This window comes from Opitutus sp. sgz309028, assembly GCF_059821195.1.
Genome location: NZ_JCAMRR010000001.1, coordinates 342,133 through 357,071, shown reverse-complemented (window position 1 = coordinate 357,071; position 14,939 = coordinate 342,133). Strand labels below are relative to the sequence as shown.

The 14,939-nt window shown below is 64.1% G+C and carries 11 protein-coding genes; 3 read left to right on the top strand and 8 right to left on the bottom strand.

All coding sequences use genetic code 11. The features are described from left to right. Positions 1–11: 11 nt before the first annotated feature. The 3 genes from AC6RV7_RS01430 to htpG form a co-directional block, all read right to left on the bottom strand. Positions 12–362: a cupin domain-containing protein gene (locus AC6RV7_RS01430; RefSeq protein WP_500092112.1), complete on the bottom strand. Its 351-nt coding sequence runs from the start codon at positions 360–362 to the stop codon at positions 12–14. A 208-nt stretch (positions 363–570) separates the two neighbouring features. Further along, positions 571–1,233 carry a DUF6250 domain-containing protein gene (locus tag AC6RV7_RS01425; protein ID WP_500092111.1) on the bottom strand — a complete coding sequence of 221 codons (663 nt, stop codon included), beginning with the start codon at positions 1,231–1,233 and terminating at the stop codon, positions 571–573. Between the two features lie 99 nt (positions 1,234–1,332). Continuing rightward, on the bottom strand, positions 1,333–3,174 hold the full coding sequence (gene htpG / locus AC6RV7_RS01420; protein ID WP_500092110.1) for a molecular chaperone HtpG: 1,842 nt from the start codon (positions 3,172–3,174) through the stop codon (positions 1,333–1,335). Positions 3,175–3,323: 149 nt separating this feature from the next. On the opposite strand from htpG, the gene glgX reads away from it, so the two are divergent. Beyond that, positions 3,324–5,534 (top strand): glycogen debranching protein GlgX, encoded by a 2,211-nt coding sequence (glgX, locus tag AC6RV7_RS01415; RefSeq protein ID WP_500092109.1) that lies wholly within the window; start codon positions 3,324–3,326, stop codon positions 5,532–5,534. 117 nt (positions 5,535–5,651) lie between these two features. Here the strand turns inward: glgX and AC6RV7_RS01410 are convergent, their stop codons facing one another. Continuing rightward, positions 5,652–6,449: an SDR family oxidoreductase gene (locus AC6RV7_RS01410; protein ID WP_500092108.1), complete on the bottom strand. Its 798-nt coding sequence runs from the start codon at positions 6,447–6,449 to the stop codon at positions 5,652–5,654. Positions 6,450–6,634: 185 nt separating this feature from the next. Between AC6RV7_RS01410 and treZ the strand changes: the two genes are divergently transcribed. Then, the gene (gene treZ, locus AC6RV7_RS01405; protein ID WP_500092107.1) at positions 6,635–8,533 is read left to right on the top strand and encodes a malto-oligosyltrehalose trehalohydrolase; all 1,899 of its coding nucleotides are present in this window, start codon (positions 6,635–6,637) and stop codon (positions 8,531–8,533) included. A gap of 6 nt (positions 8,534–8,539) precedes the next feature. Next, on the top strand, positions 8,540–11,344 hold the full coding sequence (gene treY, locus AC6RV7_RS01400; RefSeq protein ID WP_500092106.1) for a malto-oligosyltrehalose synthase: 2,805 nt from the start codon (positions 8,540–8,542) through the stop codon (positions 11,342–11,344). A gap of 21 nt (positions 11,345–11,365) precedes the next feature. Here treY and AC6RV7_RS01395 read toward each other — a convergent pair whose 3' ends face one another. The 4 genes from AC6RV7_RS01395 to AC6RV7_RS01380 all read right to left on the bottom strand — a co-directional run bounded on the left by AC6RV7_RS01395 (position 11,366) and on the right by AC6RV7_RS01380 (position 14,917). After that, positions 11,366–12,073, bottom strand: a complete 708-nt coding sequence (locus AC6RV7_RS01395; RefSeq protein ID WP_500092105.1) for an ABC transporter ATP-binding protein — start codon at positions 12,071–12,073, stop codon at positions 11,366–11,368. 82 nt (positions 12,074–12,155) lie between these two features. Further along, the gene (locus AC6RV7_RS01390; RefSeq protein ID WP_500092104.1) at positions 12,156–12,959 is read right to left on the bottom strand and encodes an ABC transporter ATP-binding protein; all 804 of its coding nucleotides are present in this window, start codon (positions 12,957–12,959) and stop codon (positions 12,156–12,158) included. Continuing rightward, positions 12,956–13,906, bottom strand: coding sequence for a branched-chain amino acid ABC transporter permease (locus tag AC6RV7_RS01385; RefSeq protein WP_500092103.1), 951 nt, complete (start codon positions 13,904–13,906; stop codon positions 12,956–12,958). Before AC6RV7_RS01385 ends, AC6RV7_RS01390 begins: the two co-directional genes overlap by 4 nt. A gap of 120 nt (positions 13,907–14,026) precedes the next feature. Next, on the bottom strand, positions 14,027–14,917 hold the full coding sequence (locus AC6RV7_RS01380; protein WP_500092102.1) for a branched-chain amino acid ABC transporter permease: 891 nt from the start codon (positions 14,915–14,917) through the stop codon (positions 14,027–14,029). Positions 14,918–14,939 lie beyond the last annotated feature (22 nt).

Sequence of the window (14,939 nt, the reverse complement as noted above, 5' to 3'; positions counted from 1 at the left end):
AGTGAAAGGAGTCAGGAAAGAGGGATGAACAGCGAGCGGCGGGGGCCGGGGCTGAGTTGCTTCGTGCGGTGGCCGCGGCCGTGGGTGTCTTCGACGAGCAGCACGTCGCCGCCGCGAAACGTGCGGGTCTCGCCATCGCCCGTTTCGATGGAGATCTCACCATCGAGAAGCACGATCCACTGCGGCTGCGGCGGCTGGTGCCAGTCGTAGTCGTAGGTCGGCTCGGTTTCGCGGAAGATCACGCCGCGGCCGGGCTGGGGCGGCGAGATCCGGCCGATTTCGCCGGAGCTTTCGAGGGGCACGGCGACGGCTTCGAAATGGGAAATCCCGGCGGCGTCGGCGTAGAGGCGGGTGTAGTTCATGGCGGATGGCGGTCGTGGTTTTCGGTGACGGCGAAAGGATAACGCAGGGAGCGACGCGCCGCCACTGCGTCGGGCGGGGCTTGGGCATGCGGGTTTCGCATGGTCGCGGACGGGCACGAAAAAGGCGCCGTGGGAGCGGCGCCTGGTTTTGGGAGAGGGCGGGAGGTTGTTCGCGGACGTCTCGGAGAGACGTCCCTACCGGAGTTGGTTACCGGTGGATCCGGAAATTGCGGATCTCGAGATGGCTTTTCACGGTGCGGAAACCGAACCAGCCGCTCGTCAGGGGAGAGGGATCCTTGAATGAGAAGATTTTTTCGCCGTCGCGCCAGTATTCGGCGACACCGTCGCGGGCGACGACGCGGATCTTGTAAGTGCGATTCGGCTCCAGCAGGAACTTCGCGTCTTTCAAATCGTGTTCAGGAAGGAGCGGTTTCGAGCCGTCGCCGGCGTAGCGGCGGAAACGCGTGAAGGTGTTGTTCCAGCCGCCCATGCCGACGTAGTAGGTCGCGAGCGAATCGTAATCGGCGAACGCGCCCGAACGGCCGGAAGGCAGTTCGTGCGGCGTCTTCGGATCGCTGGCCATCCAGAAGCAGTTCACGTCGGACACGCGATCGTGCGGCCCGCCTTTCGACACGGCGGTGACCTCGTAGGTGATCTCGACCGGCGCGGTGAGTTTGTGACGATACCAGACGGTGCAGCCGCCGTCGTCCTCGATCACGAGCGTGTCGCCGCGCGTGGTGACGCTGCCGCCGGGCATCTGTTCGACGGACCACTGCGAAAGATCGCCGGTGGGTTCGGCGGCGCGCGCGAGCGACGCGGACGAAATCACACCGAGCGCGAGGAAGAGGGGAACGCGAATGCAGCGAATCATGACGCGGACGATTTCAGTCCGGCCGGCGGGAAACGCGAGTCGCGAGCGCAAAAAAAACCCGGCGGTTTTGCCGGGCTTTGATGAAGCGAGGCGCTGGCCTCAGACGTTCTCGAGCAGCTTGTAGAGACGTGCGACCATCGGCGTGGCGTCGTCGAGGAGGCCGGCGCTGATGAGCGCGTTGTCGAGGATCTGTTCGGCGACGAGCTTCGCGCGGTCGGGCGCGGCGGTGTGCGTCTCGAACAGGCGCTTGATCACCGCGGAGCGCGGGTTGATCTCGAGGTTCACGCGCAGCGGCGAGTCGGCGCCGTCCTTGTTCATGGCCTTCATCATGCGGCGCATGTGCGGCGACATGAACTTGTCGGCGTTGAGTGCGAGCGCGGGGGAATCGACGAGGCGATCGGACGCCTTCACCTCGGCGACGCGTTCGCCGAGCGTGTCCTTGAGCCAGCTTGTGAGTTTCTTCGTGTCGTCCTCGCTGAGCGCGCCCTCGGGTTTCGGCAGGTCGGAGAGTTTCACGTCGGCGTGATCGGCGGCGGTGAGCTTCTTGCCGTCGAACTCGCGCAGGCTGTTCATCACGTATTCGTCGACCGCTTCATAGCAGAACAGCACCTCGAGATTGCGGGCTTTGAAACCCTCGAGATACGGGCCGCTTTCGATGGCCGCGCGGTTCGGACCGACGAGGTAATAGATCTCCTTCTGGTCGCCGCCCATGCGGGAAACGTAATCGGCGAGCGAGGTGGTCTTGCCCTTTTCGGTCAGCGACGACTCGAAGCGCAGCAATTTCGCCAGCTGGTCCTTGTGGGCGAAATCCATCGCGGCACCTTCCTTGAGGAAGATACCGAACTCGGCGAAAAACTCGTTGTAGCCGTCGACGCGATGCTTCGCCTCTTCTTCGAGGAATTTGAGGAAGCGTTTCGTGATGACCTTGTTGAGCTTCTCGATGAGGGCCTTGTCCTGCATCGTCTCGCGCGAGATATTGAGCGGCAGGTCCTCGCTATCGACGACGCCCTTCAGGAAGCGCAGCCATTCGGGCAGGAGGTTCTTGGGCTTGGCGTCGATGAGGATCTTGCGGCAGTAGAGTGCGACGCTCGGCTCGAGACGGGAAAAGCCCAGCTTCTCGGTGTTTTCCTTCGGGACGAAAAGCAGTGCGTTGATCGAGAGCGGCGCGTCGGCCGAGAAGTGGAGCCGCAGCCGCGGCTCGTCGTAGGCGTGGGCCTGGAATTTGTAGAACTCGGTGTATTCCTCGTCCTTGATCTCGTTCTTGTTGCGCAGCCAGAGTGCCTGGACGGTGTTGATGCGCTTGCCGTTGAGATTGATCGGAAACGAGATGAATGCGCTGTAGCGCTCGAGGATCTCCTTGATCTTCCAGTCCTGCGAGAAGTCGGCGCAGTCGTCCTTCAACTCGATCACGATCTTCGTGCCGCGACGCTCGCCCTCGCTTTCCTCGATCTCGTAGCTGCCGGAACCGTCGCTAGTCCAGACGTGGCCCGGCTCGTTCGCGCGCCAGGAGTGCGAGTAGACGCGCACGCGCTTCGCGACCATGAAGGCGGAGTAGAAGCCGACGCCGAACTGGCCGATCAGGTTCGCGTTTTTCTGGCCGCCTTCGCCGAGGGCTTTGAGAAATGCCTTGGAGCCGGAGTGGGCAATGGTGCCGAGGTTTTGCACCAGTTCGGCGCGCGTCATGCCGATGCCGAAGTCCTGGATCGTGATCGTCTTGGCCTTGTCGTCGGTGGTGACGTTGATCTCGAGGTCGAGCTTGTCGTCGAAGATCTCCTTCTCGGTCAATTGGGTGTGGCGGAGCTTCTCGAGGGCGTCGGACGCGTTCGATACCAGCTCGCGGACGAAGATTTCCTTCTCCGTGTAGAGCGAGTGGATGACGATATCGAGCAGCTGCTTGATCTCGGCCTGGAACTCGAATTTTTGCGGAGTAGCGGTGGACATAGAAGTGTGGTCGTTAGCGATGAGCTAAGGTTCTAGAGCTGAAGATGCAAAAGAGCCCGCTAGTTTAGCGTCCCGCGGCAAAAATCAAGAGCCGGCCTGATCCCGCGCCGCGGAACGCAGCGACCGTTCGCCTGTCGGCGGCGCCACCCATGAAACCGACAAAGCACTGGCGAGGCAGCCCTTATCCTCTCGGCGCGACCTGGACCGGCAACGGCGTCAACTTCGCGGTGTTTTCCGAAAATGCGACCAAGGTCGAACTGTGCCTCTTCGATCGCCTTGGCGAACCCGAGGTCGCGCGCATCGTGCTGCGCGATCGCAGCGACCAGGTGTGGCACTGCTTTCTGCCCGAGATTCGCCCCGGGCAGCTTTACGGCTATCGCGTGCATGGCCCCTACGAGCCGGAGAAGGGGCACCGGTTCAATCCGAACAAGCTGCTCCTCGACCCCTACGCGAAGGCGATCGCCGGGCAGGTGCAATGGGCGGATGAGAATTTTGGATACACGATCGGCGATCCGGCGGGAGACCTGTCGTTCGACTCGCGCGACGATGCCGTGCTGATGCCGAAAGCGGCCGTGATCGACCCGACGTTCGCCTGGGGCAACGACACGCCGCCGAACCGGCCGCTGCACGAAACGGTGATCTACGAGGTCCACGTGAAGGGTTTTTCCAAGCTCTGGGACGAATTGCCGTCCGAGCTGCGCGGCACCTACGCCGGCCTCGGCTGCCCGCGTGCGATCGAGTATTTCAAGCACCTCGGCGTCACCGCGATCGAGCTGCTGCCGGTGCACCAGCACGTCACGTCAAAGCACCTGCTCGACCAGGGACTCACGGACTATTGGGGCTACAACACGCTCGGCTTCTTCGCGCCGGAGCCGACCTACCGCAGCGGCGACGCGATCGCTTCGGAAGTGGATGAGTTTCGCACGATGGTGCGCAGCCTGCACGCCGCGGGACTCGAGGTGATCCTCGACGTCGTCTACAATCACACCGCCGAGGGCAATCACCTCGGACCGACGCTGAGCTTTCGCGGGATCGACAACGCGAGTTACTACCGTTTGGTCGGCGACCAGCCGCGCTACTACATGGATTACACGGGCACGGGCAACACGCTCAATGTCCCGAATCCCCGCGTGCTGCAGCTCGTGATGGACAGCCTGCGCTACTGGGTGACGGAGATGCACGTCGACGGTTTCCGCTTCGACCTCGCGCCGGCGCTCGCGCGCGAGCTGCACGAGGTCAGCCGGCTGTCGTCGTTCTTCGACGTGATCCATCAGGATCCGGTGATCTCGCAGGTGAAGCTGATCGCGGAGCCGTGGGACGTCGGCGAGGGCGGTTATCAGGTGGGAAACTTTCCCGTCCTCTGGGCCGAGTGGAACGGCCGCTACCGCGACACCGTGCGCCGTTACTGGAAAGGCGAGTCCGGCCACATGGGCGACTTCGCGTATCGGCTCTGCGGCAGCTCGGATCTGTATGCCGGCAGCGGCAAGACTCCGACCGCGAGCATCAACTTCATCACCTCGCATGACGGTTTTTCGCTGCGCGATCTCGTGTCGTTCGACCAGAAGCACAACGAGGCCAACGGCGAAAACAACCAGGACGGCGACAACAACAACCACTCCGCGAACTGGGGCCACGAAGGCCTCGACGCGCCCGAGCCGGTGCTCGAATTGCGGCGCCGCATGCAGCGCAATTTCCTCGCGACGCTGTTCCTCTCGCAAGGCGTGCCGATGCTGCGCGGCGGCGATGAGGCCGGCGCGACGCAGCGTGGCAACAACAACGCCTACTGTCAGGACAACGAAATCAGCTGGCTGCCGTGGTTGCGCGATGTGAATGCGCGCCGGCTCGCGGACTTCACCGGCCGCCTGATCAAGTTCCGCCTCGCGCATCCGATTTTTCACAACTCGAGCTTCTTTCGCGGCCGCCGGCTTCGCGGCAGCGAGATGAAGGACCTCACCTGGTTTCATCCGGACGGTTCCGAGATGGACGACGAGGCTTGGGCGGCGGATTTTGCGAAGGTGCTCGGCGTGGTGCTGAGCGGCGATTCGCTGGCGCTCTGGACCTACGAAGGCGAGCGCGTGCGCGACGACACCTTCCTCCTCTATTTCAACGCACATTCGGAGCACGTCGAGGTGACGCTGCCGAGCGCGGCGCAGGTGCGCTGGCGCCAGATTTTGGATACGGCTTCGGAATACGGGTTCATTGACGAGCCAATGGTCCTCCGCCAGGGCGGCGACGCGCATGTGCTGCCCGCGCATTCGATGGCCCTCTTCCAGCAGGAAACCGGCACCGGCGACGAAGCCCGCAATCCTTCCCGCAAACGCGCACCGATCGCCCTGTTGTCCCCGCCGAAGAAAGACTGAGGCGAAAACTCAGACTTGGACTGATTCAGCCCACGGAACACACGGATGACACGGAAACGGAAACAGTTCTTTCCGTGTTGTCCGTGTGTTTCGTGGGCTCTCCTTGTTTCGTGAGGTTCAGCCCTGCAACAGCGATTGCGCGCCGTCGATGTAGACTTCCGTGCCGCTGATGTGCGACGAGAGGTCCGACACGAGAAACCAGATGAGTTGCGCGACCTGCTCTGAGGTGCCGGGCTTTCCATCGGTGAGCGGCACCTGGCCTTCGGGAAATTTCACCGGCTCGCCCGCTTTATTGAGATCCTGACGTTTCGTGTTTTCGTCGATGTTGGTGTCGATCGCACCAGGACAAATCGTGTTCACCCGGATACGATGCTTTGCGAGCTCGAGCGCAATCATCCGCGCAAAGGCGCGCTGGCCGGCTTTCGAGGTCGCGTAGGCGGAGGCCCCGGAATTGCTGAACATGCGCGTGCCGTTGACCGACGAGACAATCACGACGGCACCGCCTTTTTTTTTCAACAACGGTAGGCTGTGCCGGATCGTGAGGAAAGTGCCCGTAAGGTTCACCTCCAGGGTGCGTGACCATTCCTTCTCGGGCAGCTCGTCGAGCGGCGCCCACAATCCGTTGATGCCGGCATTAGCGACGACGATGTCGAGCCGGCCCCACTTTTCCTCGATCTTCTGGACCGCGGCGGCGACGTCCTCCGACGAGGAAACGTCGCCTCCGAACCCGAGCGCTTCGCCCCCCGCCTGACGAATCGTCGCGGAGGTCGCCTCCGCCTCCTCGAGTTTGTGCGTGAAACCGCCGATGCGAGCACCGGCCCGGCCGAGGAGTAGGGCGGCGGCCTGGCCAATGCCGGAGCCGACGCCGGTGACAAAAGCGACCTGATTGCGAAGCGTGTTCTCGTAGACGGCCATGATTGAAAGGGATTTTGCACTCCTCTTCGCAATCGGCCCGCCGGGCAACGCGCTGCGGCAGGAAATCCCCCCGTTCCGGGAATAGGGAGGAACACGGCCCCGCAACTGAGCGGACGCGCCAAACCCGGCCGGTTCGGAACCGGTGGCTGGCCGCAACCGACTAAGCGCGTTCGCGCTCTCCTGCCATGACCCGAATCCTCGATGACCGCACCGGTCCGACCGTTTCGCCGGCGCCCGCTCTCGGCGCAGCCGTGGGCGGGCAGGGCGTGGTTTATCGGGTTTGGGCGCCGGACCACGCCACGCTGCAGGTGCGGATCTCGGCGGCGGACGGTCGCGAACGCCGGCTCGCGATGAAACGCGAGCAGGCCGGATATTTCGCCGTTCACGATCCGGAGGGCCGGAGCGGCGATCGCTATAACTATGCGCTGCCGAACGGCGCGGAACTGCCCGATCCCGCCTCGCGCTTCCAGCCCGAAGGGGTGCACGGCCCGTCCGCGTGCGTCGACGCCTCGGCGTATTCATGGAAATGCGACACCTGGCAGCGGCCCGGCTGGCGCGGGCAATCCATCTATGAGTTGCACGTCGGCACGTTTACGCCGGAGGGCACGTTCCGGGCCGCGATCGCGAAGCTCGATCACGTCGCTGCGTTGGGAATCGAGGCAATCCAGCTGATGCCGGTCGCGGATTTTCCCGGCGAGCGAAACTGGGGTTACGATGGCGTGGCGCTGTTTGCCCCGGCGCGGTGTTACGGGCATCCGGACGACCTGCGCGCGCTCGTCGATGCGGCGCACGCGCGGGGCCTGGCAATGATTCTCGACGTCGTTTACAACCACCTCGGCCCGGATGGGAATTATCTCGCGCGTTATGCGTCGCATTATTTCGACCCGCACCGGCACACGCCGTGGGGACAGGGTTTCAACCTGAGCGCGGAGGACAACGTGCCGGTGCGGGATTTCTTCCGCGCCAATGCGTGTTACTGGCTCGACGAGTTTCGCTTCGACGGGCTGCGGCTGGACGCGACGCATGCGATCGTCGACACGACGCCCCGGCACTTGCTCGCGGAGATCGCTGCGGAAGCGCACCGTCGCGGCGCATTCCTGATCGCGGAGGACGACCGCAACGCCGGTTTCGTCGTGGAGAAAAGCGGCGGTGGCTGGGGCCTCGATGCCGCGTGGGCGGACGATTTTCACCACGAGATCCGCGTCGCGCTGACGGGGGTGCAGGAATCGTATTTCAAGAGTTACAGCGGTTCGGCCGAGGATCTCGCGGACACGCTGCAGCACGGCTGGTTTTATCGGGGGCAGCCGTATCCGCAGTGGAAAGGTAAACCCCGCGGCGAGCCCTGCGATCACCTGCCGGCCAAGACCTTCGTTGTTTGCATCGAGAATCACGATCAGGTCGGCAATCGCGCGCGCGGCGAGCGGCTCGAACATCTGATCGCGGCGTCGGCCTTTCGGGCGGCCTCGGCGCTCCTGCTGCTCGGGCCGTATCCGCCGCTGATCTTCATGGGCCAGGAATGGGCGGCGAGCTCGCCCTTCCTGTATTTCACCGATCACGAAGGCGAACTCGGGCAACAGGTGTCGGCGGGGCGCCAGAAGGAGTTTTCCTCGGTCGGGCTGAATGCGACGCTGGCGCCGGAAGACGTTCCCGATCCGCAGGCGGAGACGACGTTCGCGCGATCGAAGCTGCGGTGGGACGAGCTTCGGCAATCGCCGCACGCGGGTATGATCGCGCTTTATCGCGAATGCCTGCGGCACCGCGCCGCGTGGGTGCGGGACTGCGCGCGAACGCGAGAAGGCTGGCGCGCGTTCGCCATCGGAAACGTCGTGGCGCTGCGTTATCGCACGTCCGGCCAGCCAGACCGGTTGGTGATCAGCGCGCTCCGCGGCGAGGCGCGGATCGCGTGGGGGACGGACGAACGTCTGGCGCCGCCGCCCGGCATGGGCTGGGCGATCGAGCTCGAGAGCGCCGCTGCGACGGCCGGCGAAACGAGTGTCGGCCGGCCGGGAGCGAGCTGCCTCGATGCGCTGGTGCTGGATCGGCCGTCGACGGTCCTGCTGGTGGCGAGGAACGCCGCGCTCTGAACTTCCATGTCGTTGAAAACCGCCCGGCGCGTCCCGCGCGCCACCTATCGTCTGCAGCTGCACCGCGAGTTTCCGTTTTCCGCGGCGACGGCGATCATCGATTATCTTTCCTCCCTCGGGATCTCGGACCTGTATGCGTCGCCGATCTTTCTCTCCACGCCCGGCAGCACGCACGGCTACGATGTGAACGATTACCGTCGCGTCGATTTGAAGCTCGGCGGCCGCGACGCGCTGCGGGAACTGCATGCGAAGCTGCGTGAGCGGGAGATGGGGTTGTTGCTCGATTTCGTGCCGAATCACATGGGCATCAACGGACCCGGTTTGTTGAACCGCTGGTGGCGCGACGTGCTCGAGCACGGCGAGAACTCCGCCTACGCGCGCTTCTTTGACATCGACTGGAATGCCGGCGCGAGCGATGGGCGTTCCCAGGTGCTGGTGCCATTGCTGGAAGATCACTACGGCCGGGTGCTCGAAGCGGGAAAACTGAGTCTGGTGCTCGAGGAGGGCACGCTGAGTGTCGCGTATTACGAAATGCGTTTCCCGCTGAGTCCGCAGAGTTATCCGGCCGTGCTGATGCCGGCGGACGACGGCGCACGCGAGGCGCGGCTGGCGGAGTTGTTGCGCGAATTGGGTGCGCTGCCGTGGTTGCGCGCGCGCGAGGAGTCCGCGGGTGCGAATGCCCGGACCGCGGAGCTGGCGGCGCGAAAACAACGGCTGGCGGACCTGCTCGCGGGCGACGCCGGTTTGCGCGCGCGCGTGGATGCGCGTCTGCAATCATTGAACGGCACGGAGGGAAACCCGGCGTCGTTCGACGAACTCGACGCGATCCTGCAGCAGCAGCACTACCGGCTGGCGTTCTGGAAAGCGGGCGTGCACGAGACGAACTATCGCCGCTTCTTCGCGATCGACACGCTGATCGGTCTGCGGATGGAGAATCCCGAGGTGTTTCGCGAGTGCCATGCGCTGCTCGCGGAGTTGCTGCACACCGGCGTCGTCACGGGTTTGCGGATCGACCACATCGATGGCTTGCGCGATCCACGGCAGTATTTGAATCGCCTGCAAAGCCTGCTCGCGGATGACGGCGGGGGCGCGGCGTCGCTTTACGTCGTCGTCGAGAAGATCCTCGAGGATGAGGAGAGCCTGCCGGAGAACTGGGCCACGCACGGCACGACCGGCTACGAATTTATCGCGCAGGTCGCGGGCGTGCTGGTGGATTCGCGGGCCGAGCGTCGCTTCACCGAAACGTATGGCGCGTTCACGGGCGAGACGGCGTCGTTCGAGGACGTCGTTTATGCGAAGAAGCGGCTCGTGTTGCAGGAGATGTTTGCCAATGCGGTGACGCGGCTCGCGCACGACCTCACCGAGCTGCTGCAGCAGGACCGGCGCTGGCGCGACGTGACGCGTCATGAACTCACGGTGGCGGTGCGCGAGCTCATGGCCGCGCACGGCGTGTATCGCACCTATCGCGGAGAGGACGAGCCGTTGACACCGCAGGATCGGCACACGATCGAGCGCGCGTGCGCGGTGGCGATCGCGAGAAACCGGCGGCTCGATGCGGGACCCTTCGAGCTGGTGCGCGATGTATTGGCTGGAGATTATCCCGGCGACGGAGCGGGGGGCTTTCTGCGCGAGCGGCTGGTCGCGTGGGTTTTGAGCTTCCAGCAATACACGGGCGCCGTGATGGCGAAGTCGGTCGAGGACACGGCGTTTTACACCTACAGTCGTTTCGTCGCGCTGAACGAGGTCGGCGGGAATCCGGGGCGCTTTGGCGGGACGGTGGCGGGATTTCACACCGCGAATCTCGAGCGTCTGCGGCGCACGCCGCAGACGTTGCTGGCGAGTTCGACGCACGACACGAAGTTCGGCGAGGACATGCGTGCCCGACTGTATGCGTTGTCGGAGATGCCGCATGCGTGGCGCGACTGGCTGGCGGAGTGGTCGGAAATCAATCGCGGACACAAGACGGTGCGCGACGGTCGTGCGGCGCCCGATGCGAATGAGGAATATCGGTTGTATCAAATGTTGCTGGGCGCGTGGCCGGTCGACGATACCGACCCGGACGAAACCTTTCTCACCCGGATCCGCGAACACTGGCGCAAGGCGGTGAACGAAGCGAAACGCAACACCTCGTGGGTGCATCAGAACGAACCATGGATGGAAGCGGGCGATCGCTTTATCGCGGCGATCCTGCATCCGGAGACGGGCCGCGCGTTTCTCGAGAGTTTCCGGCCGAAGGCGCGGCGGCTCGCGCATCTCGGGATGATCAACTCGCTCGCGCAACTCGTGCTGAAATGCACGTCACCGGGCGTGCCCGATTTCTATCAAGGCTGCGAACGCTGGAACTTCAGCCTGGTCGATCCCGACAACCGCCGGCCGGTCGATTTCGCCGACAACGCCGCGGTGGCTCGCCGTGCGGAACACGCCGAGTGGCGCACCCTGCTGGCGCAGTGGGAGGACGGCGCGGTGAAATTGAAACTCACGCGGGTGCTGCTCGCGTTGCGAGCCGCGCGTCCGGAGTTGTTTCGCGCGGGCGAGTATCGGCCGCTGGAACTGACGGGCCGGTTTGCGGACAACGCGATCGCCTTCGAGCGCTGGCGCGAGAAGGAGCGGATCTGTGTTCTGGTGCCGCGACTGACGACCGCGCTGGGATGTCCGCCGCTGGGATTGGTATGGGCGGACACGGCGGTGGAGGTGACGGCCGCGGGCGGATGGCGCGACGCGCTGACGGGGAGAAGGTTCGACGGCGACGCGACGCTGGCGCTCGCGGAAGTCTTCACCGATCTGCCGGTCGCCGTGCTGGAGGCGCGTTGACCGGCCCGCGCGGGAAAGCGGTCAACCGCCGAGGTAAGTGGCTTTCAGGCGCGGGTCGTTGCGGAGCTGCTTCGAATCGCCTTCCATCACGACGCGACCGGTTTCGAGGACGTAGGCGTAGGACGAAACCTCGAGGGCGAGATTGGCGTTTTGTTCGACGAGCAGGATCGTGATTCCGTGGTCACGGTTAATCTCCACGATCTTCTCGAAAATCGTCGAGATGAGCCGCGGCGCGATGCCGAGGGACGGCTCGTCGAGCATGAGAAATTTCGGGCTGCCCATCAGGGCGCGGCCGATGGCGAGCATCTGTTGTTCGCCGCCGGAGAGCGTGCCGGCCATCTGCTTGTGGCGCTCCTGCAGGCGCGGGAACACGTCGAAGACATACGCGCGATTTTTCGCGATGAGCGAGGAGTCGTGCAGCAGATACGCGCCCATCGAAAGGTTCTCGTCGACGGTGAGATTGGAAAAAATCATCCGGCCCTCGGGCACCTGGCAGAGTCCGCGGGCGACGATCTGATGCGACGGCAGCGAGGAAATCTCCTCGCCGAGAAACGAGATCCGGCCGGCGCGCGCCCGCAGGAGTCCGGAGATGGTGCGCAGCGTGGTGGTTTTGCCCGCGCCGTTGCCGCCGATGAGCGTCGCGATGGTGCCTTGCGGAATTTTAAACGAGATGCCGGCGAGCGCGACGATCGCGCCGTAGGAGACCTGAAGATCGGAAACTTGGAGCATTTCGATTTTCGATTCTCGATCTCCGATTCCGGCCGGCGCAGCGCGCGAGCGAAGAAGCGAGGAGCGGGAAAACAAAGTGACGTCAGTGATGCGCGATGGATTTGTGGTGGTCCTCGCCGAGATAGGCTTCGATCACCTTGGGGTTTGACTGAATTTCGGCCGGGGTGCCCTCGGCGATTTTTACGCCGTAATCGAGCACGGCGATGCGCTGGCAAACGCCCATGACGACTTTCATCGAGTGCTCGACCAGGAGCACCGAGAGCTTGAATTCCTTCTGGATGCGCTGGATCAGCCGCACGAGATCGGCCTTTTCGGTGGGATTCATGCCGGCGGCGGGTTCGTCCAGGAGCAGCAGCTTCGGCTGGGTGGCGAGGCAGCGGACGATCTCGAGCCGGCGCTGCTCGCCGTAAGGCAGGCTTTGCGCGGGCGCGTCGCGGAGACGACGGAGATTGAAAATCTCGAGCAGTTCCTCGGCGCGTCGCGCGATGGCTGCTTCGTCGTGGCGAAAGCGGCCGAGCCGGACGAGCGACTGCAGCGGGCTGGTGGCGCGGTGCAGGTTGCAGGCGACGCGAACGTTGTCGAAAACCGAGAGACTGCCGAAGAGCCGGATGTTTTGAAACGTGCGCGCGATGCCGCAGGCCACGATCTGGTCGACGCGCAGGCCGGCGAGATTGCGGCCGCAAAACCGCACTGCGCCGTCCGTCGGCTGATAGACGCCGGTGATCAGGTTGAAAACCGTCGTTTTGCCGGCGCCGTTGGGGCCGATGAGACCGACGAGCTCGTCCTCGCCGATGGAGAAGTCGAAACCGTTGACCGCCGTCAGACCGCCGAAGCGGATGGTGGCGCGGTCGAGCTGGAGCAACGGTGCGGCGGGGGCGGAACTCATGGCGCGGGCGATCGTTTTCCGAACGACAGCCGGAAGTTAAACAGCCCCTGCGGTCGCGCGAGCATGAGGACGATCAAAAGGAAAGAGTAGAGGACCATGCGATACTCCGCGACGGGACGCAGCACCTCGGGCAGCAGCGTCAACAGGACCGCGGCGAGCACGACGCCGAGGGTGTTGCCCATGCCGCCGAGGATTACCATTACGACGATCTCGATGCTCTTGGTAAAATCGAAACCGGTGGGCGTGATGGTCATCTTGAAGTGCCCGTAGAGCCCGCCCGCGACGCCGGCGAAAAACGCGCCGATGACAAAGGCGACGATCTTGTAACGCGTGGTGTTGAGCCCGACCGCCTCGGACGCGATCTCGTCGTCGCGGGTCGCGATGAAGCCCCGGCCGTAGGTGGAGTGCACGAGGCTCGTCACGACGAAGATCGTGACGGCCACGAACGCGAGCACCCAGAAGATCGTCGTGTAGGGAGGGATGCCATTGAGGCCGAGTGCGCCGCCGAGGCTTTCGACATTCTGAAACGCGACGCGGATGATCTCGCCGAAGCCGAGCGTGACGAGCGCGAGATAGTCGCCCTTGAGTCGCAGGGACGGCACGCCGACGAGCAGTCCCGCCAGTCCGGCGCTGAGCCCGCCGGCGAGCAGCGCGCCGAGGAACAGCAGGCCTTCGTGAAACACGGTCGGTTCGTCGCCGAGCAGCTGCGGTCCAAGAAACATGGATACTGCCGCCGCCAGATAGGCGCCGACGGACATGAAGCCGGCGTGGCCGAGCGAGAACTGGCCGGTGTAGCCGTTGACCAGGTTGAGCGAGACCGCGAGGATGACGTTGATGCCGATACCCGTCAGCACATCGAGGTGGTAAGGGTCGATGTGGTCGGAGAAATGCGAGACGCCGATGGCGACGAGCAGTCCGGCGAGAAGCGCGAGGTGGGGTTTGGGCATCGGATGAGCTGAGAGCCTAGAGCCGAGTGCCCAGAGCGACGGAAGTGGAAGGTAAGGGAAGTGGCATGGCTGCGGATGACTCGACTCTGGGCTCTGGGCTCCAGGTTCTGGGCTTGAAGATCATACCTTCTCCACCGTGAAACGCCCCAGCAGACCGGCGGGGCGGAAAAGGAGGATGATGATGAGAACGGCAAACGCGATGGCGTCCTTGTAAGTGGACCACTGGCTCCCGCCGACGTAGGTCTCGACGGTGCCGAGCAGCAGTCCGCCGAGCGCGGCGCCGGGGATGTTGCCGATGCCGCCGAGGATGGCGGCGACGAAAGCCTTGAGCCCGGGCACCACCCCCATCAGCGGATCGATCGACGGATAATTGAGCGCGTAGAGGACGCCGCCGGCGCCGGCGAGCGCGGAGCCGAGGGCGAAGGTGAACGCGATCACGACGTTGTTGTTCACGCCGACGAGTTGGGCGGCCTTCGGATTCAGTGCCACGGCGCGCATCGCGGTGCCGATCTTCGTCCGAAACACGATCAGCTGCAGTCCGATCATGAGCACGAAGGCGACGACCATCACGAGCAGCTGGTTGCTGGAGACGATCAGGGCGCCGAAACGCACATTCGTCGAGGGGAACACCTGGGGAAACGTGCGCGGCGCCGCGCCGAACAGAAGCTGGCCGGTGTATTCAAGCAGCAATGACATACCGATCGCGGTGATGAGGACGTTGAGCGTCGGTCCGCCGCGGAGCGGACGGTAGACGAGCCGTTCGATCAGCATGCCCAGGAGCGCGCAGCCGAGCATCGCGCCGAGCAGGACGAGCAGCCCGGCCCAGATCGTGTTCTCCGGCAGCCGGTGGCCGAGGAAGTAGCCGATGAACGCGCCCACCATGAACACGTCGGCATGGGCGAAATTGATGAACCGCAGGACTCCGTAGACCATCGTGTAGCCGAGCGCGATGAGAGCATAAATCGCTCCCAGCGATAGGCCGTTGATGAGCTGTTGGAGGAATTCGGTCATTGAAGAAGTCGAGAGCTGAGAG